The 26401-nt window shown below is 38.4% G+C and carries 15 protein-coding genes; all 15 read right to left on the bottom strand.

Features of this window, described 5'->3' with window-relative positions:
- Positions 1-37: 37 nt before the first annotated feature.
- Positions 38-2749, bottom strand: coding sequence for a glycoside hydrolase family 38 N-terminal domain-containing protein (locus tag AC1DDK_RS05525; RefSeq protein ID WP_337716716.1), 2712 nt, complete (start codon positions 2747-2749; stop codon positions 38-40).
- Positions 2750-2761: 12 nt separating this feature from the next.
- Positions 2762-3664, bottom strand: a complete 903-nt coding sequence (locus tag AC1DDK_RS05520; protein ID WP_337716714.1) for an AraC family transcriptional regulator — start codon at positions 3662-3664, stop codon at positions 2762-2764.
- Positions 3665-3698: 34 nt separating this feature from the next.
- Complete coding sequence (locus AC1DDK_RS05515; RefSeq protein ID WP_448104406.1) at positions 3699-6254, bottom strand: ubiquitin family protein; 2556 nt, start codon at positions 6252-6254, stop codon at positions 3699-3701.
- Positions 6255-6552: 298 nt separating this feature from the next.
- Positions 6553-7536 carry a DUF4998 domain-containing protein gene (locus AC1DDK_RS05510; protein ID WP_161662237.1) on the bottom strand — a complete coding sequence of 328 codons (984 nt, stop codon included), beginning with the start codon at positions 7534-7536 and terminating at the stop codon, positions 6553-6555.
- A 32-nt stretch (positions 7537-7568) separates the two neighbouring features.
- Positions 7569-8759, bottom strand: a complete 1191-nt coding sequence (locus tag AC1DDK_RS05505; protein WP_337716710.1) for a DUF4959 domain-containing protein — start codon at positions 8757-8759, stop codon at positions 7569-7571.
- 19 nt (positions 8760-8778) lie between these two features.
- Positions 8779-10677, bottom strand: a complete 1899-nt coding sequence (locus AC1DDK_RS05500) for a RagB/SusD family nutrient uptake outer membrane protein (protein ID WP_084498139.1) — start codon at positions 10675-10677, stop codon at positions 8779-8781.
- 38 nt (positions 10678-10715) lie between these two features.
- Entirely contained in the window at positions 10716-14156 is a 3441-nt protein-coding gene (locus AC1DDK_RS05495; protein ID WP_337716707.1) for a TonB-dependent receptor, read from the bottom strand.
- Between the two features lie 131 nt (positions 14157-14287).
- Complete coding sequence (locus AC1DDK_RS05490) at positions 14288-15484, bottom strand: FecR family protein (protein ID WP_337716705.1); 1197 nt, start codon at positions 15482-15484, stop codon at positions 14288-14290.
- Positions 15485-15540: 56 nt separating this feature from the next.
- Positions 15541-16098, bottom strand: coding sequence for an RNA polymerase sigma-70 factor (locus AC1DDK_RS05485; protein ID WP_048903253.1), 558 nt, complete (start codon positions 16096-16098; stop codon positions 15541-15543).
- 306 nt (positions 16099-16404) lie between these two features.
- Positions 16405-18570 carry a glycosyl hydrolase family 95 catalytic domain-containing protein gene (locus AC1DDK_RS05480; protein ID WP_337716703.1) on the bottom strand — a complete coding sequence of 722 codons (2166 nt, stop codon included), beginning with the start codon at positions 18568-18570 and terminating at the stop codon, positions 16405-16407.
- Positions 18551-20968: an alpha-amylase family protein gene (locus tag AC1DDK_RS05475; RefSeq protein ID WP_337716701.1), complete on the bottom strand. Its 2418-nt coding sequence runs from the start codon at positions 20966-20968 to the stop codon at positions 18551-18553. Before AC1DDK_RS05475 ends, AC1DDK_RS05480 begins: the two co-directional genes overlap by 20 nt.
- Before the next feature lie 102 nt (positions 20969-21070).
- On the bottom strand, positions 21071-22912 hold the full coding sequence (locus tag AC1DDK_RS05470) for a cytochrome-c peroxidase (protein WP_337716699.1): 1842 nt from the start codon (positions 22910-22912) through the stop codon (positions 21071-21073).
- Between the two features lie 33 nt (positions 22913-22945).
- Positions 22946-24292 carry an acid phosphatase gene (gene acpA, locus AC1DDK_RS05465; protein ID WP_337716697.1) on the bottom strand — a complete coding sequence of 449 codons (1347 nt, stop codon included), beginning with the start codon at positions 24290-24292 and terminating at the stop codon, positions 22946-22948.
- Positions 24293-24418: 126 nt separating this feature from the next.
- Entirely contained in the window at positions 24419-25474 is a 1056-nt protein-coding gene (locus AC1DDK_RS05460) for an L-dopachrome tautomerase-related protein (RefSeq protein WP_337716695.1), read from the bottom strand.
- Between the two features lie 75 nt (positions 25475-25549).
- On the bottom strand, positions 25550-26392 hold the full coding sequence (locus AC1DDK_RS05455) for a transglutaminase-like domain-containing protein (protein ID WP_048903261.1): 843 nt from the start codon (positions 26390-26392) through the stop codon (positions 25550-25552).
- Positions 26393-26401: the final 9 nt, after the last annotated feature.

Raw genomic sequence — 26401 nt, 5'->3', positions numbered from 1 at the left:
TATCCTACAATCTAAAATAGATTATTCAGCAAGAATTTTAGACACCCTTCACTTTTTTCGTTAAAGTATTGGTACTCAAAATAAAGCTGGCAGGTGCATAGGCTTTAAGCAGGAAAGACAATTTACCTCCAATGATATTGAGTGGCTTGCCAATTGCCTCCCCACGAAGATTTACAGGCGTAGCTTTGCGATAACCTGATCCTTTAGGCAGTTTAACACTAACATTATCCGAAATGCCACTTTGCTCCCATAAGCGCAAAACAATTTCTTTACCATCAGGGTTCTCTCCAAAGGCCGTAATTAACACTCCTTTTCTCGATATAGAAATACCTTCATTTTTTAAAGGTAATTGTCCGGCATCTTCATCTGAAACCCCAGTTAATAATGGCAAACGGGCCTCCCAGGATTTTTCCGTTAAGTTTGCAACTGTTTCGGAATTTTTATCTATAGGCCAGATTCGCACTCTTTCACTCCATGAACCTTCCTGCCATAATGGGAAATTCGTATTCCACATATTGTTATAAACATTTACAAACACAGAAGGTATTTTTGGAACATAATCTAAAGAGAACTTCCACAATCCCGGTTCACCTAAAGAAATTAAAGGAGAATCCTGGGGCATTAGCCCGATTCCTGATCTATCTTTCTGGGTAATTGAAACACCTGAATTTACTGCCATCAAATATTTATTACTACCCGAAATAAGATCGGTTGCGGGATTTATCGGGCCTCCCAAACGACCAACTGTAAATTTAGGGTCCTTAGCAGCAAAAGGAAAACACAACCAACCACCTTCAGGTTGTTTATCTGGGGCTTTACCATCTACAAACCACTCTATATCAACATAAGCTGAATTTCTAGGAAATGAAAACACTAAAGTGTACTTCTTTGCAAGCCCTTTAGTATCCATTGCAGTTAGGGTAGCCACATCGGCAATATCTGAATGAGTAACTGAAATTCCCCAATTATCAGGAGTAAACGCCATATACGGAGCTTTATCGGCACCAAGCATACCCGGCTTCCCTAGATCATTTAAACCCCATCCCTCTTTTATCCTGCTATAAACATTAAACCATAGGCCAACCTCAGTGGTACTGAATCGTTCATGCAAAAACTGACCAACAACATATTTAGAGGATTGATCTACTAATTCACGACCAGTCGTATTTTCTGTCAAAGAGGATATTCCTCCTCTTTTTAAGTCTAATACAATTTTAAAATAGGGCGTATTGAATTCAGCATTCTGATCATTCGTAATAGTTGCTTCCTTTAAATCATCTTGATTATAAGCAACATAGCCAGAAGGCGCAATTTCTTTAACATAAAAATAACTTCCTTTTTTCCATGGATTTTCAACAATTCCAGATCTCTTCCATGGTAGAGGATTGTACACTACCAAACGTTTCCCTGCCACATTTACTGACTTGGCCAGTAAATCAAGATCAGTAGTTAACTCAGCATTTATAATGTCATTGGTGTTATGGATGTATTGCCGTTTTACATCGTAAGAATGCAACCATTTCTTTTTACTTCCTGTGTTTGTATTATGTGCATTGCTGTTTTTCAGTTTCGAAAAATCGCCATTTTCAGGCTCGGGTTCTGCTGCTGCTTCAGTTAGCCATTTCTTCCAATCTTCGCCATAACTATAACGCGGGCCATACTCTGCATTCATGCCCCAGGTATGTTCGGCATACAAAAGACTTTGTTCATAAGCTTTATCCAGTTTGGCTGCAATACTGTTAACAGGTATTCCCCAGATTCCCATCTGGGTATTTAATCCATCAAGAGCAGATTCCAGAGGACGAATATTGCGTCCGATCTTTGCTTCCCGTGGGTTTGAAAGCAATCCGTGAATCCAGGAATCTGGTGTATCGCCTTTAACAGTTGGCAAATCTGGTTTTTCTGCTATTACTGCTTTTGCAAAATCATCAAGGGTTCCAAGATGTATTTTTGCGCCGGGCATTTCTTTATTAATCTGAGCAATGATAGCTTCAACTTCTTTCTGATTTGGTGGCCCATGGTTGTCGCCGGTCATAATCATTGCGAGGTAATTCCTGGATGGCCAGTCTGATGGTGCTTTTATTCCGGATCCATAATCAGCGGTGTACTGGCATAGGATTTTAGACCCATCCGCCCCCTCCCACCAAAAAATTTGAGGGAAACGTGGACTCTGGCTTGCCGGATTACATCCCAGTTGCAAAAACTTGATGCCAGCGTTATTCAATAAAGTTGGCATCACCCAGGAGTGGCTGGGAACATCAGTCATTTTAGCGCTTATTGGTAAGGGTTGCCCGTACTTACGGGCAACCCTGGATGAATAAACCAATCCACGAACCAAATCTTCGTAATCAAGAGATTCAGTATGGGTAGTAAATGCTAAACCATGAGCCACAATTGACCCTTCTCTAACGGCCTTTTCTATCCTTTTTTTACGCTCCGAATCCTGTTGAGGCCCCAATATTTGTGCATAAAGAGGCCATCCTGGTACAGTCCATGCGAAATGCTGATTCTTAGGTAAGGTTGCATTCTTCTCAATTACACTTAATGCCTTATCCATCATCTCTCCCCGATACCTTGCAAAAACATTTTCAGGTAAATCAGTAAAGCCAAGATCAAAGTGAGTCTTAAATACTACCCATACATCAGTCACTTTTGGGGTAAATGCATTACTTGTTTTTTGCTTTTGGGCAACTGCCACTGCAGCAGTTAACAAAATAATAAGCGATAAAGTCTTCGTTTTTGCTATCATAAAAAAGATGGATTATTTTGCATTCCTGTTTCTATAGGCATTTGGAGAAGTTCCCATTAATTGGGTAAATAGTCTTGAAAAATAATAGGGATCGTTATAACCAAGCTGGGCTGCAACTTCCTTTACCAAGCCATTGGTTCGATAAAACAACTGACAGGCCTTTTGTATTTTTAACTGATTAAAATAATTTATAGGTGAATAACCTGTGATATTCTTAAAAATGGTTGAAAGTTGGGAGTCTGAACATCCCGCAGCAGTTGATACATCCGGAAGGAGAATTGCCCGATGAAGATTAGATTTCATATACGCCATTGCCTTTTGAATAATAGCATCATGAGAATTTGCTATATTCTTTTTGATAATTGAACCTCTTTGAAAAAGAAACAGCGTTAGACAATTAATCAATTTCATATTTACATAAGCAAGATACTCTTTATTATACCCTTGTTCCAACACACTAAATATCTCTTCGAACAACAGTATCGCATCATTTTTATAAGGGAAGTGCTTGGGGTTAAAGCAATCCCTGGTAAAAGACATGTCGTTTATGCTAGCCAGCATGTTACCTCCAAATTCCATCCAGTATATTGTCCATGGATCATCGTCAGATGCGCCATATTCATGCTCAATATTTTGAGGAAGAATAAAAAAACTATTTCCAGTTACCTTTTGAATTCCACTTGCATTTCTAATCCAACCTGTTCCTGCAACACAATAAATTAAAATATTGTGTGCATTTCCGTTCTTTCGATGGGTATAATGTTTTGACGCAACGGGATAATATCCTAAATCCTTAATGAATAATCCATTCAGCAATGCATTATTTAGCCGTTGCTTGTCTAATATCTGTTGGGGAATTGCAATGATCTTCCTTCCCTTACCCTTCCAATAATTTACTGGGATATCATTTTCCATATCTAGTTATGATGCTTACTAAATTTTTACAACATTAGATTTTTTCACCTTTACCAATACTATTCACTACTAAATCAATCTTAATCTTCTCGCTTCCTTCATGCAATGCTGCAACAGCAATATCGGATTGGCCATTTGGCAGCATCAGGTTTCGTTCATTCAATATTTCTTCACGTTTCTTTCTAAACCGGTCAGCAACGTATAACGAATTTCCTTTAAATATGATGAACTCCCCATCAGAGAACTTCCTGTCAATTAAAAATTGCTTTCCATTTTGCAAGGTAATTTTGACTCCATTTGCTTGTTCGCCTTTTGGTGTATGTATGCGAATTGCAAATTCAAGTGGCTGGCTCTCAAATTCATTTTTTAACTGGTACAACTTTCCTTCTGAGGTATAAGGTTCATTTCTGAAACGGTTTTCACGTACGGGGTATAAGATAAATGCTTTTTTTCCGGTCTGTTCCAGATGAAACTTGTAATTAAGATCTTTCAATTTCTCCTTTAATGTCTTTGAAAAATCTATTTCGCTTCTCAGATTTTCCCAGGTGCGGTAAGCTTTAAAAATCGCATTCTTTTCACTACAATTCTCTACAGCCCTTTCACTTAAACCTAGCATATAGGTAGCATCCCATCCAATTGATTTCGCCTGTAGGTTTTCAGCATCGTACATGGTCCATTCACTGTCCAGGTTAATAATACCAAATGTTGCCGGCAGGTAACTGCTCTCAAAAACGTAACGCATGTCTTTACCTTCTATACCCCACTTATTGTTTACCGGACTAAACATATGATCGCCACCCCCTACGTTGCATACACTCATATAATGCCAGCTCCCTTCGCCAACAGCACTACCCATTACACGCAAATATTTACCTCCGTTCCTCTTGTAACTTTCGAAAAGCTTACCAAAGAAACGCTTAAACGAATACTGCCCATGCCCTTGATAAATACAGCTTTCAAGCCCGTCAAAATCAATATAATCCATACCACCATCAACCAACCATTTTCCATAAAAATCTGCATAAACCTCCTGCAAATTCATGTCTGGTGCAAAACCATGATAGCAATTAGGCTGCAGCTTAACAATGGTTGTTCCAAGGCCAAAAGATCCTCTGGTTGTTCCATGAAATCCTCTTTTAACATTTAAAAAGGTATAGGGCTTGGTTTCTGTTATGCCGTTATACTCGATAAGCTCTTTACCTATCTTAAGTACATTGGTATGATTTCCTTCCCATCCTCCAAATTCATTGAAATAGGCCCGGTCTGCTACTGTAATAACTGTATCCTGAGGAGAAAGCTGTTTGGTGATCACCGTGCGCTGCATGATGGAAAGGCTATCATTAGGAACTGGTGCAACATCACTGTTATTATCCGGTTGTAAGAATTCACAAAGGGTATGTAAACCCCAGCGTATACCTTTTTCTTTCATTAATGCGCCATATTCAGGTATGGTCATTGCAGGAGCAGATTTAAAATTAACTTTTTTTCCGCCCCATCTGTTTTGCCTGTTCGGATAATATTCGCCCATGCCTTCATCCTGAACAGATTTAAGTCCTAAACGCTGAGCATAATTTACAAGGCTGTCATGAACACCACTCCATGCAATATCAGGACGATAAGCTTTGGGGTCTTTAATCCATTTGCCATCTATTTCCGGGTGAGGAAGCCCTTCGGCTAAAACTATTTTCTCTATCGTTTTAAGGCCAAGAGAATCCGGACAAGCATACAATGCCATTGCAGAACCGATAAATCCGGCATCTGTAGGCAATACGAGTTGGTAACGGGCAGAGTTTGCTTTTCCATCCATGTTGTCGGGCAATACAGGAAAACGTATCATTTGCTCTTTTTTCCTGTCTCGAGAGTGCATGGAAATCGAAGATCCAAATGTTGGTTCTAGAACAGCACCATTTCCATAGTTCATCCTATAGTATTCTTCCGGATGCGAGTAAAAGGCCACATCACTAATACCATCGCCACCAATTGTAAAAGTTTGCCCTTCTTTTAGGTTAGGAGGAAGTGGGAATTTTACAGGGTCAGGAGAGTGTATAAAATAATACATGAAAGACATATCACCGTCCGTTGGTGGGCCTCCTGTAGTATTGTCATTCAGTCCCAGCATACCTATCGCGAAATCATCATCCCGCACCACTCCAAGCACATCTCCAATGGTTTTTGAAATATTCGTTTTATAAGGGCCCCATATGATATTATCAACCTGTTCTTTCTTGGTTAGCGAAAGTAGTTGAAACCTAAAATATTCATTTTTCTGTTCTGCTTTTATTGTTGCCACTGCACCATTGCTAAAGCTAAGCAAGATTTGATTGCGCTTCGGGCTATAAAAGGATTTTATCGGATGAATATAACCCTTGTGATTAGAAAGGCTCATCAATGCTGAAGAAAACCCCTTTGGATTATATTCTTTTTTCGTATTGACGTCTTTAATGGATGTAATAAAACCTTTACCATCTATACTGATAGATGAATATCGGGTTTTTAAATTGATGGTCTGCGCATGTGATAGGTTACTGTAGCTGAACACCATTATCCAGGCAATAATTACCCTGAACATGACAATGTTAAAATTATTCATAGTGTTTGTGTGTTGTCTTGTGCGAATTTTCGCTTTGTTTCATTTGTTTGTATGTACAAACTGTTCGCTTGTTTATTCTCAAAAAAAATTTATGACAATACTGCCGATCAGTCTGTTCAATGCTAAAATTAAATATTTTAAGAGCTATAAAAATGGTCTTATATTGATCAATATCGATGCTTTTTTTGCTCATCAACTCAATGTACTTACATGACGATTCAAGCTATTAGGTAGAAAAATCCGGCTGGGGCATCCCCAACCGGATTGCTGCGCTTCATTATTATTGTTTATAAATCCACTATTTTAATGTGATTGTTTCCTCTACTTTACGTGGAGCAGCAGTATTATAAGAGTAGAATAAATGAAAAGATTTAGTTGCAGGATCGTAATAACTTGGCCCCCAATGCTGGTCAATATTAGGTGTAGCTCCAGCAGGAGTAATGGTCACTGATAAATCTCCATTAACTTTCAACTGCATGAGATAACCTGAGGAGCCCAGGTCACCTAAATTACATTGAACAATTTCATCCGTTATCCGGGCAAGGACTTTCGCTTCGTCAATATTGCGATCTCCATTGTCCGGATGATGAAACACACCTGTGGCCTGGTAATTCCCTGCGTATGCATTAAATGTTTGAATAACCGAAGGACTGTAAAATGTATCAATGCCTTTATCAGGTACGAATGCAGATTTCAATTCTATTTGCTTTCCTTTATTGTCAGCAATAGTATAAGTATCAACCGTTGATGGTACACGAACAGTTGCAGTTTTCCCTAAGGCATTGGTATAGGTTACTTCAGTTGACACATTAAAAGTTTCAGCACCGGAAAAACTCAATTCTAATCCTGCCAGGGTATTCCCAATAATCACTCCCCTATTCAAAAGCTCAGATTCGTAGGTAGTACCATAAACCTTACCACTCTTTATCACCTCTAAAGAGGAATTCCCTAATTTATCGAAGGAAACAATTTCGAAATTATATGACTGCTCTTTTAATCCGGGGATAATGGTTTTAAGAATACCCAATTCAGCTGTAGGCAATGTAATTACAGAATCAGCTCTATCGTTCCAGTAAATTACATACTTAGCAATATTTGGATCCAGGCTTTGTTGAAATTGTACTTCAATTCTGTTTCTTCCGGAATGGAGTTCTATCCCACTCGGCTTTCCGGGGTAATATTTTTCTCCCTCTGCCAGGTATGGTTTGTAGGTATTATCCATTTTGGTGCAAGAGGTAATTATCCCGATGCACACTATAAGAAAATATATTTTATTTTTCATAATCATATTTTTGTTGAAACGGTTATTTAAGATTATTGAGGATCACCCCAGAACTTTAAGCATGAAATCTCCATTCCAAGACTCTGTGAATAATTTGATACCATTACAAATCTCCAATATCTGATAGGCTGCGCTGGCAATGGCAAGGTAAATTCAAATCCCTCCTGCTTGGCAGCATCATCTTCAGCATTTCTTTTGCCATATGGTAATCCTGAGGGTTTTTTCAATTCATAAAGACCTCCCAATTGCATCCAGGTAGCATCTAAGCTTCCATCCGGATTCGGATTGTTACTACCATATAATTTAAAGGTTTTTGGAGTACCATTCGCAAATTCTGCAATACCATTTACCCTAAACCACAACCTAAACCTGCTCATTTTAACAGTTCTACCTAAATCATATGTTATACGTGACGGGACTTTTGTATCAGGGAGGGTAATTCCATAAAGGGCCCAATCAGAAGCTCCATTATTAGATAACGGAACACTCAAAGACGAGCCGCAACATCCAGTCATATCTCCAGGTAAGTATAACCCGGATATTTTTGATCTGTCTAATTCAACTTCCCTCAAAGGAGATAATTTTGAGTATACTGTATCCGACACATTCCCCCATCTATCTCTCACATAGGCACCAAAAGTTCTCTCTTTTGTTGGAAGCCCCCTCACCGAAAAATTACCTTCAGGCTCTTTCATGTATTTTGTATCCAGATACTCAAAACCGTCAAGGGAGTCCACAATAACGACGACGCCCAACTCACTCTCACTAGGATTTAAATAGCTCACATTTACACCTCCGAAATCTGCAAATAGTTTTAATGAGGCACCTACAGTAAGGTAGTTTGGCGTAAGTGGATTAACGGTAACCTCAACAGGATCTGATTTTATTTCACTCCTGCTTATGGCATGTAATACTACCTTATAAGCACCGGCTTTAGCAAAACCACTTACCGTGATGGTATCAGAATAATACGAAGATTTTGCCTGTCTGCTAACTTTATCGTTTACCGAATAATCTGCTTGTACATACAGTATAGAGGGATCGGCATGAACATCATAAGTGATAATAGCCCCTCCTTCAACATTAGTTACTTTTATATTGGTTACAGGCGAAGGTTTTGTTTTGTCGCCAAACAAGGGAGCATGATCTAACACTTCATTCTTGCAGGAAAAAATAAATCCTGCAAGAAATAAGACCATTAAAAAAATATTAATCTTTTTCATAATCATTTGAAATTATATTTTACCATTTAGGGTTTTGAACAAGGTTAGGATTTACTGACAAGTCGTATTCCTTTATAGGAAATAGAAAGTCTCTATAGCTATAATTAGGAGTGAAAATGGTCTTAAGCCTATAAAAATTCTCTGTAGTAGTTTGAAATACGTCCCAACCTTTTATAGGTCTATTCATAATATCCAAATTTTTCCATCTTCTTACATTCCAATAGTTCTCGCCTTCAAACATCAATTCTATCATCGTTTCCTGATGAACAATTGACCTGAAGCCTTCTTTTGTACTTGGTTTTGAAGGATTTTTCGCATAAGTTGCCCAGGATTCAATGACACCTTTTAAGCCTGCTCTTAAGCGCACCAAATCTATATACTTATAAGCCTCAACTGAAGGACCTTCTGCCTCATTAAGTGCCTCTGCATATAAAAGATATAAACTAGCTAAGCGGATGGCAGGCCACACATAAGAAACAATGTTGTAATTACCACTGCTACCGCTATTCTTATAGTTAATCAATTTTTTTGGCCAATAACCCGTACAAGAAAATCGGCTATTAGTACCGGTAGAATTACTTTGTCCCCAAATGGTATTGATGTACAATAAATTGGTTTCATCGGTGCGCCCAAAACCAAATAACGAAGATCTGTCAAAAGCCAGGTCGGCATAAAAACGATATTCCCTATCCATATTAAAACTTGCAGTAATATAATTCGGATTCAGCAAACTGCTTTCAGATTGAGGAATTGTTTTCAATTTGGTAAACCTACCTGCATAATCCCAGTTCTTATCTTCATCGATAGGCACTCCATTTCGTGTATAGAACATTTCAGCTGCATTTATAGATGCTGCAAGAAGCGCACCTGAAGTCTGCTGCACATCATTTCGTGGAGTGCACATATTTTGAAGATTTCCTGTGCTCCCCTTAGAATTGGAAAACCCCCAGATTGTTTCATTGTTCCACTCTTCTGTTATTGTAGACCTTACGTTCATGCAATAGGTTGTGGCATCACTTATTGCCCCCATGTTAAAGGGCTTCTCAAAATAATGAATTGCATTCGAAGCCTCATGACAGGCATCAATTGCAGCTTTACACGCATCGGCGGCTTTTTTCCATTTTATATTGTCAACTGTAGGATTTAGCAAGGCTTGTCCATCTTTGTTTTTGAAATTTGCGTAGTCAGAATTTCCATTAAATAGTGGGCTCGCGGCCAATACCAGTGTTTGGGCTTTTATAGCTAAGGCAATAGGTTTTGTAACCCTTCCAAGCTCCTTCGCCTGATTAGAAATCTCAAGAGGCAGATCTGGAATCGCTTCATCCAAAGTTTGTACAACATAGTTCACAACAGAATCCACAGGTTCACGTTTTACCCTTACCTCTTCTACGGAGGCAGATATTGGCAGGTTTTTACGGATTACCGGAATAGGTCCGTACATCTTTAATAAACTGAAATGATAATAGGCTTTCAGAAACTTCACTTCTGCAATCCATTTGTTCCTTTCAGAAGTCTGTATATCAGGAACCTTAACAATGTTTTCCAGAAAAATATTACAATGACGTATCGCTATATAATAAGACCTGGCTCCATTTTCACCATCCCAGGTATTGCCAATTGGTAATACCCCATTCTGGCCTCCATAAGCCAGATCAATAATATTCTGATAGCCATCCATTGGCGATATTCCCGGATTAGGAGTAACCATTTCTCCGGAACCCATAAATGTTGGATTTTCGATATCACCAAGCCTTGGCAAAAATGAATAACAAGTAAATAAATACTTTTCAGCCTGATTACGTAGCGTAAAAGCATTGTCGATGGTGGCTATATTATCTGGAACGACATTCAGATATTTTTTACACGAAGAGAGCGAAATTACCATCAATCCGAGTATTATAATTTTATAAAATTTCATACAATTACAGTTTAATTTTAAGGAAAGTGGACATTGTTTTAATTAATTGAGATGAGCACGCCAAGATTCATCACTCTTTGAACAGGATAGCCTAGACCGTTGCCACCCATTTCAACATCCCATAATTTAAAATTGCTCCATAGAAAAAGGTTTGTTCCATTTAAATAGAACCTTACATTCGACATATGAGCTTTTTGGGTGATCCTATTTGGCAATGTGTAACCAAGTTCAAGCGATTTTAAACGAAGAAATGCGCCATTTTGCATTAACCAGGTGCTTGTCTGGGTGTTATTAACATTGACCGTTGTACTCAATCTTGGCCAAAGGGCATAAATATTTCTATTTTCTTCACTCCAGTGATTATCAGCATAAGCCTTTAACAATGCCCCCTGATTATTTACAAAAGGAGAAGTTTTTATGCCATCGATCCAAAAAGACTCACGTCCCAACCCCTGGAAGAAACAAGATAGGTCAAATCGTTTGTAACCTGCAGAAAGACCAAAGCCATACACAATCTCGGGAGATGTCGGGAACCCTATTGGCACCTGATCTAACGAGGTAATTTGTCCATCATGATTTACATCTCTATATTTAATATCACCTGCACCATAAATTCCGAAGTTTTGTTTTGGGGAATACGCAACGTCATTATCATCAACAAACAGGCGCTCAGCAATGTATCCCCAGTTTTGTGATAAAGAATAACCAACATGCGATTTGTTTTTCTCGGCATATTCAGGTTCTTCATATACCTCAAATTTGCTTGTCGCATAAGTAAAATTGGCCATTCCTTTGATCCATATATCTGAACCAATATTTTGAGAATAATCCATAGAAACATCTACACCATGCGATGACGCTTCGCCAACATTAGCCCTTACATTTGCAGACAATCCCATTGTGCTAGGAATAGAAGTCCTATCCATTAAGATGTTTGTTCTTCTTTCTTTATAGATATCTACCTGAATGCCTAATTTATTGAAAAGGTTGGATTCAATTCCGAAATTGAATTTTTTAGCGGTCTCCCAGGTAATGTCATTATTTGCATATCTGGTAATATCAACTCCACTAAGAAAATTATCAGTTAATGTTCCAAAAACAGCGCCATTTGAAGTACTGTTCATATTGACATTTGACAAATAAAAGAACCTGTCCTCCGGACTTCCTATCTGGTCATTCCCAACTAAGCCATAGGTTGCCCTTAATTTCAATGTCGGCATAACCTCTTTGAGTGGCTTCCAGAAATCCTCATTTGACACGGTATAGGCTACACCTGCTGAAGGGAAAAATCCAAAACGATGAGAGCTATGAAAACGTTCAGAACCATTGTAGCCAAAATTAAATTCAGTAGCATAGCGATCATTATAGACATAAGTAAATCTACCCGACAAACCCATATTCCTGAAAGGAAGAGAGCTTTGTAAATCTCCGGCACCTCCTGTTAAGCTACTTTTGGCAATACCTATTAACATACCACTGAGGCTATGTACCTGATTGAAAGTACGTTTATAGTTTAGCGCTGCTTCACTATAAAAACTGGTAGAAACTTTTTTCTCTCCTTCATCATATCCCAAATATTCGGTACCTGCAGGAACTCCGGAAATTGTTGATTGAAGTTCATTAAGCCCTCTAAGTGAATAAGTTTTGTTTACCCTGTCATAGTTACTAAGTGAGTAATAGTATGGATTATAAAATCTGCTAACATCAAAGAAAGCATAACGCTGAGTATTAACCATAGCTCTGGCACTTAGTCCTTCTGTTATAAAAGAGAAATCCTGCGACAATTGAAGCTGAGCTGACATTGTTGACTGAGAGTAGTCTTTATAACCTTTTTGCAAACTTGCATAAGGGTTATTAAACTGTCCATCTCCATAGTTACCAAACATAATGTGTCTCACAAATCTGGTATCTTCTGTAGGAGCATATCGGGCTGGAAATAGAACTGGGTTAGCATTAACGATTTCGTTATATATTGCTGTCCCACTATTTATAGGCCCTCTGTAATCATCAAAAACACCTGATATACGTGTAATTAACTCTGTAGTTTTGGTTAGATTAATATTTACGTTACTTCTTAATGAATATGTTTTTAAATTGGCATTGCTATTAAAGTTATTCATAGGATCAACTTTCATGATACCATGATCCTGCGACAATGCCCCCGCAACAAAATATCTTGCTACTTTGCCGCCACCATTAACATTCAGATTATACCTTTGGTTCATGGTGTAATCTTTCAGTAACATCTTTTGCCAGTCAGTAGTTGGGTAAGCAACCGGATCTGTTCCTCTTATGGTATTGTCTATTTTGCTCTGCTGATAAAGATATCCTCCCAAGGGATTTCTGGTTAAATTGGCTTCATTAGCTAAAGTCATATAGGTCACAGGGTCTGCAAACTCTACGTCCCTGGTTGATTGTGATAAAGAATTCTCCGCTCTGAAAGATAAATTCACTTTACCCTCCTTACCTTCTTTAGTTGTAATCAAAATCACTCCGTTTGCACCTCTAGCGCCATATAACGCAGTTGATGTAGCATCTTTCATGATGGAAAAACTAGCAATATCGTCTACCTGAAGTCGCGCTAAATCAGTGGACGTTGACTCAATACCGTCAACTAAAATCAAAGGAGACACTTTATAACCAAAAGTGGTAACTCCCCTAACAAAAAAATCTGCATTATCAGCGCCCGGCTCACCGCTTCTTTGATAGGCAATTACACCTGCCAGTTTTCCTGCAAGAGCAGCAGTTAAATTACTTGAGGGTATTTTTAAATCCGCAGGCTTTATTGTAGTCATTGATCCTACTACTTCAGTTTTCTTTTGCTTTCCAAAGGCCACAACAACTACATCATCAAGCTGAGCATCAGCCGATTTCAAGGTTACATTAATAATTGTACGGCCGTTAATCTCCACTTCTTGAGATTTCATCCCCACAGATGAGAAAATAAGCACTTTAGCTCCATCAGGAACATTAAGCACATATTTCCCATCAGTATTGGTAACCGCTCCGATACCAGCCCCTTTAGCGGTTCCTTTAACAACCACACTAACACCAGGCAATGTGGTTCCGGTTGAGTCTGTGACTACACCGGTTATTTTAATATCCACTATAGATTGTTTCTCCTTTTTTCTAATCACTACTGTCTTATCTGTGATAGAATAATCCATAGGCTGATTAGTAAAGCAAAGACTGAGTACTTTTTCTATGGAAACATTCTGAACATTAATATCAATAGGCTTTGCCAGCCTGATTAACTTAGTGTCTCCTATAAAAGAATAATTTGTTTGGTCTATTATCTTATTGATAATGGTCTCCAAAGAAGCATTTTTTTCATTTAATGATATCACCTGCGCTTTTGACGCAGCGCTTATTTGCAAAAAACAAGCAGTAATTATGATGACTGTTAATCTCATTATGCGGAATAATTGCATAGTACTGAAAGCCCAAAGCTTAGCTCTGAACAGATCGTAAATTTTCATACATTTGTTTGTTTGGGTTTAAACTGGTTTGGTTGTGTAGTAACAATTTTAAATGGGTAGATCTAAACATATGGTCAGGGATGGTTCGAAGCATCTCTGACTTTTTTTGATCACCGTATTCCTGAGTACTATTATGGCATAACGACGACCCTCCTTCCTGAAATTTTAAAGTGAACATTCCCACTTAATTCTAAGACATTTAATATGGATGATATTTTTTTTGATCTTTCTATCTGTCCCAAAAATGATTGCTCCTCCAGTTGACCTTTATAAACTACCTCGATATCATACCATCTTGCGATTTTGGCCATAATACTTTCCAACTTCTCATCATTAAAAAAGAAATAGCCATTTTTCCAAGCAAAGACTTCTTTCATATTTACCTTTTCTAGAGCAGTCTTTCCAGTTTTCTTGTTGGTTTGGGCCTGCTCTCCGGGACTTAACAACCAGGACCTGGCAGGAGCTGCCGGATCTGATATTTTAACTGAGCCTTCCAATAAAGTTGTACGGACAAAGTTTTCATCAGCATAGCAATTCACATTAAAATGAGTACCTTTTACTTCAATCTCTTGATGAGCTGTAATTACCTTAAAAGGGACATCCTTATTTTTTGCAACCTCGAAGTAGGCCTCTCCAATAAGTTCAACCTTTCTTTCCTTTGTGCCGAATTTTACTGGAAAACGCAATTCTGACATCGCATTAAGCCAAACATTAGTACCATCGGGCAATTGTATGTTGTATGTACCACCGCGAGGAACAATTAGTGTATTGTACAATACTTCCTCTTGTTCAGATGCAATATCATTCGAATAAGCCAAGCCTCCCTGATTACCTGATACCTGGGTACCATCCTTTTCCCGCAGTGCTACCGCTCCACTATCCAGGCTTACTCTTTTTCCATCAGATAAAACCAACACTGCAACATTGCCACCTGGTAACACATCCAGTATCTGTTTATCGGCAGCAAGTGATGTGACCAACTTATTGTCCTTTGTACCATAAGCCAACCACAATGCCACAGCACTTACCGTTATAGCAAGTATGGCCACATATTTTAGAAAACTGTAATTGCTGCTTTTACCTAAATTACCATCATGGCGCTGACGAACCTTATTCCATGCTGCATCAACGTCCAGACTATTCATATAATCAAGTCTTTCCTGAGCAGGAGCCGTTTGCTTATAGTATTCCAGAATTTTACGTTTATGCTCATCTTTTTCAAGTATCTGCATAAGATGAGCTTCTTCTTCTTTTGAAAGCTCATTACATAAATATCGTGAAATTAGCAGGGCAAATTCGTAAGGCTGGTTTTTCATAACTGGTTTCATCTCTATATCTATAAAGAAACCTGAAATTGAAAAATGGGTGATTTTTTTTAGAAAAATTATTTATGCAATAAAAGACTGACAAACAGCAAGTAAACAGCATCACCGAGCAGTACTCTCATTAAGCTAAGCGCTTTCTGCTTCTGATATTTAACGGAATCTATACTTATATTCAACTGTTCTGCAATTTTACGGTTTTGCAATCCCTCCAGATATCCATATCTAAGTACCATAGCACAATCTGCGGGCAACATATTAATTGCCTGATGTATTTCGGCCATGATCTCGGCATGAACAATCCCATCTAATATTTTAGGATCGTCAAACACCTCAAATGGGAATTTTTTATTGTAGGTATCTACAACTTTGTGATGACGGAGCTTATTTAAGCATGCATTCCTGACTGATGAATATAAAAATGATTTTACGGCATTAGAATTCGATGAAATATGCTCCTTTTGCTCTAAAAACACAATAAATGCATCCTGAACAATATCTTCAGCTGCGTCCTGATCCTTTACTAAATAACAAGCAAAATCACAAAGCCTGGGATAAAATTTCTTAAAAAGCACCTCCGGAAATATTTCAGTATCCTCTTCCTTATGTCTTGTAAACATTATTGCATAGTATTAAGTTCATCAAATAACATTTTTTTATTGTATGAATATTCAATCATTTAATCAAAATATTAAGTGATATTGGCATGACATATGACGTGAATCTTTTCCTGATTCTATTTGGTTGTACTTGTACCACCAATCATATGGCTACCCTAAAAAACACTCAAAATAATTCTGTAGATCAACAAGTTAGTTTCTAAAATTAAACATTTTAGAAACTACAAAAATTGTATTATATTGATCAATATTGATGCTTTTTTTGCTTAGTGATTTGACTTATACGTCTTTTCAAGAGAACAATATTTATAGAGCCTGCAATTTAACAATCTCATTTGGAACTGTTTTAAAGGAAATCCGAGTCCCATTAAGGATATCTGACTTTTTCCCGTTTCTGATCAAAAGTACCTTCTTATCAGGCCATGGATTTACCATCGTACAAAGCCTTCCTTTCTCACTTACTATTTGAACATCAGTAACTACCTCATTTTTCAATCTGGCGGAAACCAGAAATGCACCCCATGCTCTGATATTTTCAAAGCTCGCATTCTGTTTTTTTGATAAGCCATTGAATAAGCGGATTACATTCCCTGCGCTCATGCAGAGCATTTCATTAAGGGCATTAGCTACTGTACAACTATTTTCTATCCCATGAGGATTATTTAGCTGGAAACCGTTGGGATAAGTGCGCAAAGCATATTCATGTAATTCATTTAAGACAATAGATGGATCATACCCCACCCTGATTGCCGCCATAAAAAAACTACTACTGGTATTATTATCCTTCCAGCGTTTCATTTCGTCAATAGTATTGCGAGAACGGATCAATAATTCAGGCCTACTGTCCAAATTAATCGAATTAGAAGGATAAATATGTTGTATTCCCAATCCATTATCCGGCCACCAATCAACACCCTTTTCCGTGTACCGAAATACATCCTTGTTATTTCGCGTTTGAATCGGAAAATCACTAAGCTTATCGAGAATATCTTTCCATTTTTCCTGTCTGTTCTCATCCATTTTCAAGGTAGAACTCAAATCAAGGATGAGATCAAAAGCATTTCGAATCAATCCAAGTGATAAAATTGGGTTTTTATCATTCCCAGAACCTTCATGAATTGCATCACCATAAATAACAAATCTGCCATTCTCAAATTTTAGGTAATCTTCCCAGAAATTAACCACAGCCAGCGCATAAGGATATATCTTTTTACCATACTTTTCATTGTAAGTGCAGCGCCACTGTTGTGCCATATTGAGCAATCCGTATGCAGCATTAGAACGTTGTCCAAAAAATAGTCCCCCCGCTTCTTTTTCATAGGTTGGAAAGTTACGGGTAACCTCAATTCCTAAAGGGCCAATTCCTACAGGATAAAGAATACCTCTTGTGTGTGTTATCTGATGTGCATACCATTCGCCTCTTGGTATAAAATCAAGAAGCGGAGCATCGTGGGGTTCTCCCTGTTCCAAGCGATTAGCTGCATATAAAGCATAAAAAGGAGCCTGGAAATTATAATTCAAATGATAATCACCATTCCAAGCCGGGTTATCTGTAGTAGTCCAACCAAATATTCCCGGAGGGAACTTTGGATCACGACTGCAAGCAGCCATCGTATATAATCCCTGATAGTAGGCTTTCATTAATACCGGATCTTCAACAGCTATATTTGATTTGCTCCAATAGCGTTTCCACCAATTATTATGTTTATTCATTACTGTTGCAATCGACCTCTCATCAAGCTTACTTATTTGGTTAAATGCATCATCCAAGGGTTTCGTGTTTTTAAACTTACTTTCAATAGAAAGTCCAATAACTATTTTCTTCCCCGGCTGTAATAAAACGGTACTGTCTTTATGATTAAAGGTTTTTAAAGCAACTGCTACTTCTGTTGAAATATCTACACTATCCACGAAAGAACGTGTAAGCCAATAAACATTATTTGCTTTACCGCTTTTTAACCTGGCATGTTGATGTTCAGGAGCGGTTAAACGAATAGAAACTTTTGTTGCTTTTCCTACCGCAGTCAGTTCAATAAAAATCAGGTTTTCTGTCGCCGACACCCATGATCTTGCAGTTACGTTTTGCCTGTCCTTGTGCAGCACACAAGAAGTGACACCATTCTCAAGTGACTGTTCCGCAGAAAACTCGCCACCATTAAAACCATTAACGCTCACATCTACAAAACCAATCACTCTTGGACCCGATAAACCATCGGCTTTTGAACGCAACCGCCAAAAGTCATTCTTTGAAAGATAATACCGCAACCGGTCTTCTTTAAACCCTACACTCATGGTCACATCACCATTCCCCATTAATGGAGCATCAACTGAAACATCATTTGGAATATGCGTTGGGGGTTTTGTCCAGATATTTTTTAAAAACCTTTTTTCCTCATTTAAAGGCGATCTACTTTGTGCCCCCCCATTTAAGGAACATACGATTAAGAAAAAACTAAGCTTTACGACTTTCATTATTTTTATTTCTGATATTAACTGCTTGTTTACTAAACCTAATTCTCCATTTCACCAAGCCACTCTTATTTGATTTAATAAGTACCCTTAACCATCCATTTTCTTGCTTTGGCAACACATGAATGGTAGTTTCATCTTTATTTGCAATTAGGGAGGCGCGATCTGTCTTCCATTTTCCGCCATCATTTAGTCCTGCAATTCTAAGTTCATAATCATCACCTGCAATCAATTTACTCGTGCCTGAGAGCGTTCCGCTTTTCCATTCTTCTTCCATCAAATCAATGATGCCTTGTGTTACATGCTGAGAGGTTGAAACCACTACCGGATGATTTGATTTTGCACGTACCGCTATTATCCTGCACGATTCAGCGGGAAGGCTCATTGCAAATGAACCTGAAATATCAGGTAATGGTTTATTCTCCCAAAAATCAAACGCATGATAAGCAGTCTTTTCGGCCAGGCCGGCCCATTTTATTGAACTGCTTATAGTTTGAGTAGAAGTAGCCCAATTGAATAAACCAATTACATTTCGCTTAACACCGGCTTTCTGATCAGTGGCAATCCAAATTGAAGGAAGAGATTTATCAAAAGCATCAACGGGTCTGGCAACCCCGTTATGTGAGGCCATGCAGCGTTTCATGATTTCAATTCTGTCATTTGGCAAATCCGGAAGCCAGTCGCTACTTAAGAAAAATTGCTTTGAGACAGCAACATAGGATGGCAATAACCGTGCTCTGGTTAAACTTCCTATACCATCAGCTGCAGGATCTGCTGCTGATTTACCTTTTTCTCTTAACATAGACGGATCCGGGTCATTCCACCAAACTCTTCCGTTTAAAAAATATAATCTGGATGCACGTATTACCCCAGTACGAATGCTCTCTCCATCATGATTAAAATCCGGGCCAATGCGCATTGAATTTACCAATCCCATTGAAGCGCCAAACGATCTCATATTCTGACTAGCACAACATCCGGAAAGAAACACTTCATTTCCAACTGCGTGCCGCAATAATCTTAAGCCATCACGGTATGCTTCGATCTGTGTTTTCATTGGATTAAATAGCGGTTTATTATTTCCTATACTGTCATTTTTATAACCATCATTGATGTAAACCTGCTCAGTAACTGTGCCCGTCCAAAGTCCATCCATTTTGAAATAATTATATCCCCATCCCTGCATTTTTTTTGCAACGTAAGAAATATGACTCTGGACTTCTGGATTAGTAAGATCTAGAGAAGTCCCACCCCATGTTGTTTCGTAAGGCTTCCCATTTTTCCTGTGTGCAAACCAATGTTGTTTGTCCCGATACTCAATATCCTGATGATTTCGTGCAAAAGGCATCCACCAAATTCCTGCCATCAGACCCTCTTTTTTTACAGTTGCAGCAACTGTCGACATTCCGTTTGGATAACCACCTTTTGGATCAACACGATCAAAGCCGCGATGAGGTCCATTATATTGTCCGCCTGCCTGCCACTGATCATCAATTTGAATCGCTCCAAGTCCAAAAGGCCTTAACTTTTCTTTAACAAACTTTGCAAGTTCAATAGTTGATTGTTCGGTGCCCGCTCCTCCGTTTTTTTCTGAATACCAGGTGCAATAAACGGCAGTTCTGGGTTTCAGTTTAATATTTTGTTGCTTTGCAATTGCATCAGCAAAACGTTCTTCACCTAAACGCGCATCATCAAAATAACCAATAAGCAAAGTTTCCGTAGCTTCAGTTGTTCCAACAGGTAAAAGAAAACGCCCGTAATCAATTTGTGATTTTATTTCTACCAAACCATTATTAATTCCAGAAAACAAAACACCACTCCCCTTTTCATTTGTAAGCCAACCTGCCACCACTCCATTACGCGTAACGGGATCAACAGTGGTAAGAAACACATAGCTACCCGGGTTCTGATCTGGAGCAAGCAGTCCTCCGGTTCCTAAGGTTTTTAACCGTGACGCCGGCTTATTAAGATCAACTGAAAAAGAAACCGGATTGAGCTTCTGAATATCAACAACATCCTTTCCAGAATTTTTAACAGTTTGCTCTACAAATAAAAATGGTTGTAAAGGGTAAAGCGTAAACGATATAGTACCTCCATCGGTAGTCGAAAAAATCAATGCACTACCCTTACCAAAAACGGGGCTAAGAAGCTCCTTCTTTTTAATGATACCATTGGCATTCTTTGGAATAATATTTTTCAAAAAAGTTTTATTACCTGCCTTAAATACAACCGCCAGATTCTTTTCAACAGCATTATAATTTACTGTTAGAAACTGGTTAGTGATTACCGGGCTTTCTTTAAACCTTTGAACAGCAATACTATTTATTCTTTCCTCCGCGGCAAACACCCGTGTTGAGCATATTAGTGCAATAAAAAACAAGAGTTGAATTTTTCTTATCATAAAAACGATTAAAACAATCAACTAAACTATTAATTAATAGCACGAAACACAATAGAGTATTTTGCAAATACGATGGACTATTTTAGACAGCCAAAAGCGATCTTACTTACTTTCCAGACTCCCCATAAAGGCAATGATATCCTCTTTTTCTTTTTCAGTGAGATGAAGATTTTCTTCGGAAAGCGTTTGATTAGAAAGATTTATTCCTAAGCCTGCGCCTCCCCCATTATTATAAAATTCCATTACCTGATCTAAAGTCTTATATACTCCATTATGCATATAAGGCGCAGTTTTATTGATATTCCGAATAGTAGGAACCTTAAAAGCATTCTTATAGGAATCAACACCGATCACGTTATAATAACCCAAATCCGAGTCGAGCGTAGAATCCGCAAGGGATACGGGAACGCCCAGCACTTCCGTTTCGCTTTCTACATACTTTGGAGGAGTAACTCCATTAAATAAAGGAACGAAATGACAGGTGGCACATTTCGCTTTTCCCATAAATAAATTAAAACCTTTCAATTCCTGCTTTGACAGAGCATCTCTATTACCAAGCATATATTTATCAAACCGGCTATTTAGTTTTGTTAAGCTGCGAATATAGCAGGCAAGGGCATTTGTCACTTGGTCTGAACTGATTCCTTTTCCGGTCTTTTCAGAAAAAGCCGTTACGAATAACGAATGATATGATTTATCTGCAGAAACATATTTTAAGATCGCATCCATTGAGCCATCCATCTCCTGTTTACTACTAATTACATCATGCACCTGATCCTCCAACGTTAGCGCCCTCATATCATAGAAATAATTTGATTGTAAAGCCGCGTTGAATAACGTGGGTACATTCCTTGTCAGCAGTTTTGAAGGAACATGAACATCTGTATGCTTAGCCATTCCGTCCGTAAATGCTAAATCAGGGTTGTGACATGAGGCACAGCTTCTTGTGCCGGTGCCGGATAACAATGGATCATAAAAAAGTCTTTTCCCTAACCCCACTTTAGCACCTGTTATGCGATATTCAGGGCCTGGTGAAAATGCATCTACATTAAACGCATCCGAATCAAATAATGTCCTTACCTCCTGCCTAAGCATCCGGTTATATTTAATTTTATCGCCCGGTAAATTCTGCTCCAACTGTGCTATCCCGGCGCTGATCTCGTTCCCAAAGCTTGTAATAAATGTAGCTCTGTCGAAGGAATCAAAATCAGGGTTATGATTAAGATATGCTATTGAGCCATTCAGATCCTGCAATAAAGTCGTTTTTTCCTTTTTGCTGATATATAAATAAAGGATATCCCGCAGACTTTTTAGGGATTCGGACGATTCTTTCATACTGTTCAAAGAAAGAGAATTGTCAAATCCGGTAATTCCCAAAACGATTATCCTGAATACCTCTAACTTGGCTGCATCCAATATTCGCCAATCCGCAAACTGATGATCAGTAAAATAAGAAATCAGATAGTCCGTATTTGTTATTAAATGTCTGACTTCGCTAATCAGCACTTTTTTGCCGGCTGAATCGTACTTCGGATAGATAAACTGTTCTATCACCTGGAGTCCCATTGGATCAACAGCACGGGCTAAAGAAGGATCTAGTAAATCTGCATTTTCGATCTCTTGTACAGGAGGACCATTTAACCTCTTAGTTAGGTCGGCAGTAAAATACTCTGCCGCCCATTCAAACTTTTTGAACAGTAATCTTGATTTTAAAAAGGCTTGCTGAACACGGTGTGCGTCAACCTTTTCTTTACTGACCTCAATAAATAAGGTATCTTTTACATACTCCTGGAAGGATACGATCTGACTTAAAACTTCTTTTTGAATTTTTCGTTCACGCGCGCTTGCTGGTATTTGTTCTGTTTTATTCGAATTAACGGAGGTAAAGCTTACAATAAGTAGCACTGTAAACAGAATTGCTACTATTCCAATCTTCTTATACATAACATATCCCTCCTCCTCCTGATTAACAGTAACTTATTTAAATACCAACGCATTCCGGAACGGGTTCGCATTTTTATCTCTTTCAGCCAATGGTTCTATTCCCCATCTATGCTCTATAAAAGAAAGAATGCTTACGGTTTCATATTGTGTGTGATCTACAATACCCTTTTTGGCAAATGGCCCTATAATAATTGCGGGGATACGACTACCAGGGCCCCATCTGTCTATAATTGGTGGGGTTACATGATCAAAAAAGCCACCAAACTCGTCATAGGTCAGAATAACCAATGCATCTTTTGCATTAGGCCCCTCCAATACTGCATTGATCAGGTTTACTGCCAGTTGTTCTGAAGAATATACAGCAGAACCACCCGGGTGTTCATCATTTCCTCCGCCTGGTTTCACAAAGGAAACGCTGGGAAGGGCACCTTCTTTCGCTGCTTTAATGAAATCATTTTGGTCCTTCATGTGTTTTCGGCCTTCTGTCCCCTCTTCATATTGGGCAAAATATAGGAATGGTTCATGATTATAGGCAAAATTATTCTTCTTTCCTGCCACTGCATCGTCCCAGCCCTCAGAATACCACGCCCATGATATATTTTTTTCGCTCAGTTTGTCGCCAATAGTCGGCATCGTCTGAGATGGCAATAATTTGGAAGTATCCGATTTAGGAGGGTAAGGCCTGTTTCGTGAAAGAACATGATTTACAACATACCCATCTGGAGTAACTATGCCATCGTCTATCATTTTACCATCAGCATCAACTTTTGCGATCATTGATTTAGGGGCATCCGGCCAAACCGGCACAGCCGCAGAAATCATATAAACGTGGTTAAAATAAGAGCCGCCATAAACACTCTGAAAAAAATTATCACACAGTGTGTATTTTTGAGCCATCGGATAAAGAGGTAATTTTTCCGTGTTATAATAACCCATCGCTAGTCCTTTGGAGTCATTATATACCGCAAACTTATCCATCTTTCCTCCGTTAATTTGCAACTGATTGTGAAAAAAACGGTGAGTAACATCAGGCGTTGTCTTGTCAGACGGAACGTATTGGTCTATATTAAAAAGCTCATTTGGCAGGTTGGTCGGGAAAGAGTTGTTTCTCGGAATCTCAGGAAGGTACTTATAAGGTTTTCCATCTTTGTCTACCTGTACAAAATTTCCTCTTTTGGCATTTTCAATACCATTTGCTCCTTTGAATTCCCCGTAAAGATTATCGAAACTATGGTTTTCCATATAGATAACCACCACGTGCTTAATCTGCTTGATGTCATTATCAAATGAGGTTTCCTGATGTTTCGCTTTTTTGCTGATCCCACAACTACTGATCATCAAAATGATAAGAAACAGATAAAAAAATCGCTGTAAATACATTCCGTTTTCTTTTTTAGATTCGATTAAAAGTTATGTTACAAACATATGATATTATATTTTGTTGAAAAATCATCAGACTAAAACAGGATAGGATTGTTTGTAATTTATTGCTTACAATAGCTTAGGTTATTTTGGAAGTTTGACCCGATAAATGCGATAAGGATAGCTTGTCTTATTCATACCATCATTCCATTGGGGCAAACGGTTCATCTGAGCACAAGAGAAATATAAATACCCGTCGCTGCCAATTCCTAAAGAATCTGGCCATATTAACCTGCTATCCTGTACCAGTGTGATAAGTTCACCATTTGTGGTAAAATATTTTATGCTATAATCTGTAGAAGAGGTGAGATATATGTTGCCAGCTATATCGGCTTCCATACCATGGCAAACTCCTGTTTCGCCTAAATCCTGAACATATTTAGCCAATTCATCAGCTGTTAATTTTGCATCTGCAAGATGTTTTGTTTCTACACGATAAAGATGCATGCTGTTGATTGGTCTGAAATAAAAGAACTTATTGTCCTTGGTTATTGCTATCCCATTTACATTAGATTTAAAGATATTGCCATTTTTGTCTGCCATTATCTTCCCCCCGTAAGACAAACTAAATCCAGGAACGGCTAATGTTTGAGGCTTATTTTGAAGTGCCAGCCTTGTTTTACCGCTTTTAAGATCTAATATCACAATTGCAGCCTGGCCGGGATCTGAAAGATAAGCCAGTTGTTTATCTGTATCGACTCTAACATCATTTAATGTTGATTTATCTTTTGCGAGGTCGTCAAACTGATAGACTCTTTTCACCTGATTACTTTTAAGGTCTATCTGTACCAATTTAAATTTATGCTCATCAGGTTTAGGGTCCAATACCCACAGTTGGTCTTTCGTATCTATGTAAATGTCCTGAACATTTAAAAAGGTTTCTGTTTCCTTTCCCTCTTTCCGATTCCAGCGCTCATCGGGATAGGCAACATACTTTCCATTTACAATCTCAATTAATCCATACTGGTAGGGTTCCCTTTTGGGAAATGAAACGAAGACTCTGTTGGTGGAGGAAACGCTAACACCGATAGGCTGTGACTGACCAAACTCAGCTGCTACTTCCAATTTATCTGAATGATAAGATTGAGCTTGCACGTTTAAAGCCATGCTAATTACAATTAAGCATAAAATTACTTTCATCTTGAAGGGATTATTCAATATCTTCTAAATTACGTAATTCTTAACATATTGAAATAGGACCTCATCAAAGCGCTATTACATATAAGTATACCCTTGTTCGGCAGTATACTGATCTATGTAACGAAACTCAGTATCAATTAAATTTGCGGTAACGTCCAAACTTACAAACTGCAAATTCCCGAATATACTGGCAAATGCGGTATCGGTAGCATCAACTCCGGTAGCAATCTTAACTAATCCATTTAACGGAACAAGTTTGGTTGCATCTACGATAATCCAATAACCACCAATATAAGCCTCAAAACAGGCATGGAAATCTGCAGGCTGCAATTGATATGCATAACCGGTGTAATATCTTGCCGGGATGGTTAACGCCCTGCACAAAGCAATACCTAAATGTGCAAAATCACGACACACCCCTATTTGCTCTGTAATTGTATCATATGAAGATGTTTGGGCATTTGTATAGCCTCCGCTGTATTCTACGTTAGTATAAATCCAATCACGGATAGCCATAACCTTATAAAAAGCATGATCGATATGCCCAAATTTGTGAAATGCGAACTTATATAACTTGTCGGATTGACAGTACCTGCTGGGATTTAAATACGACAAAGCGCTAACCGGCATGTTGCCAATGGGTATATCATCCAAATGTTCTGCATCAACCGCACGGACCTCTGTTTCTACTAATGCCCGATAATGAATCATTAAGTTCCCTGCATCAGGAATTTCTATGATTTTGAATCTCTTTTCACCGGAAATAGAAAACAGCTCTCTCATTTTCAGTTGCTGATTCAGTTCCATATGTTCTTCTACAAGAAACTGGCCTGCAGATTTAACGGGCTGTACATTCAAAATCAATGTTGAAGACGAAATTACCTCGTAAACTACCCTAACAGAAACCTCTAACTTCATAAATATTTA

The organism is Pedobacter sp. 05T44 (assembly GCF_056395985.1).
This window is presented reverse-complemented; position numbering and strand designations above follow the sequence as displayed.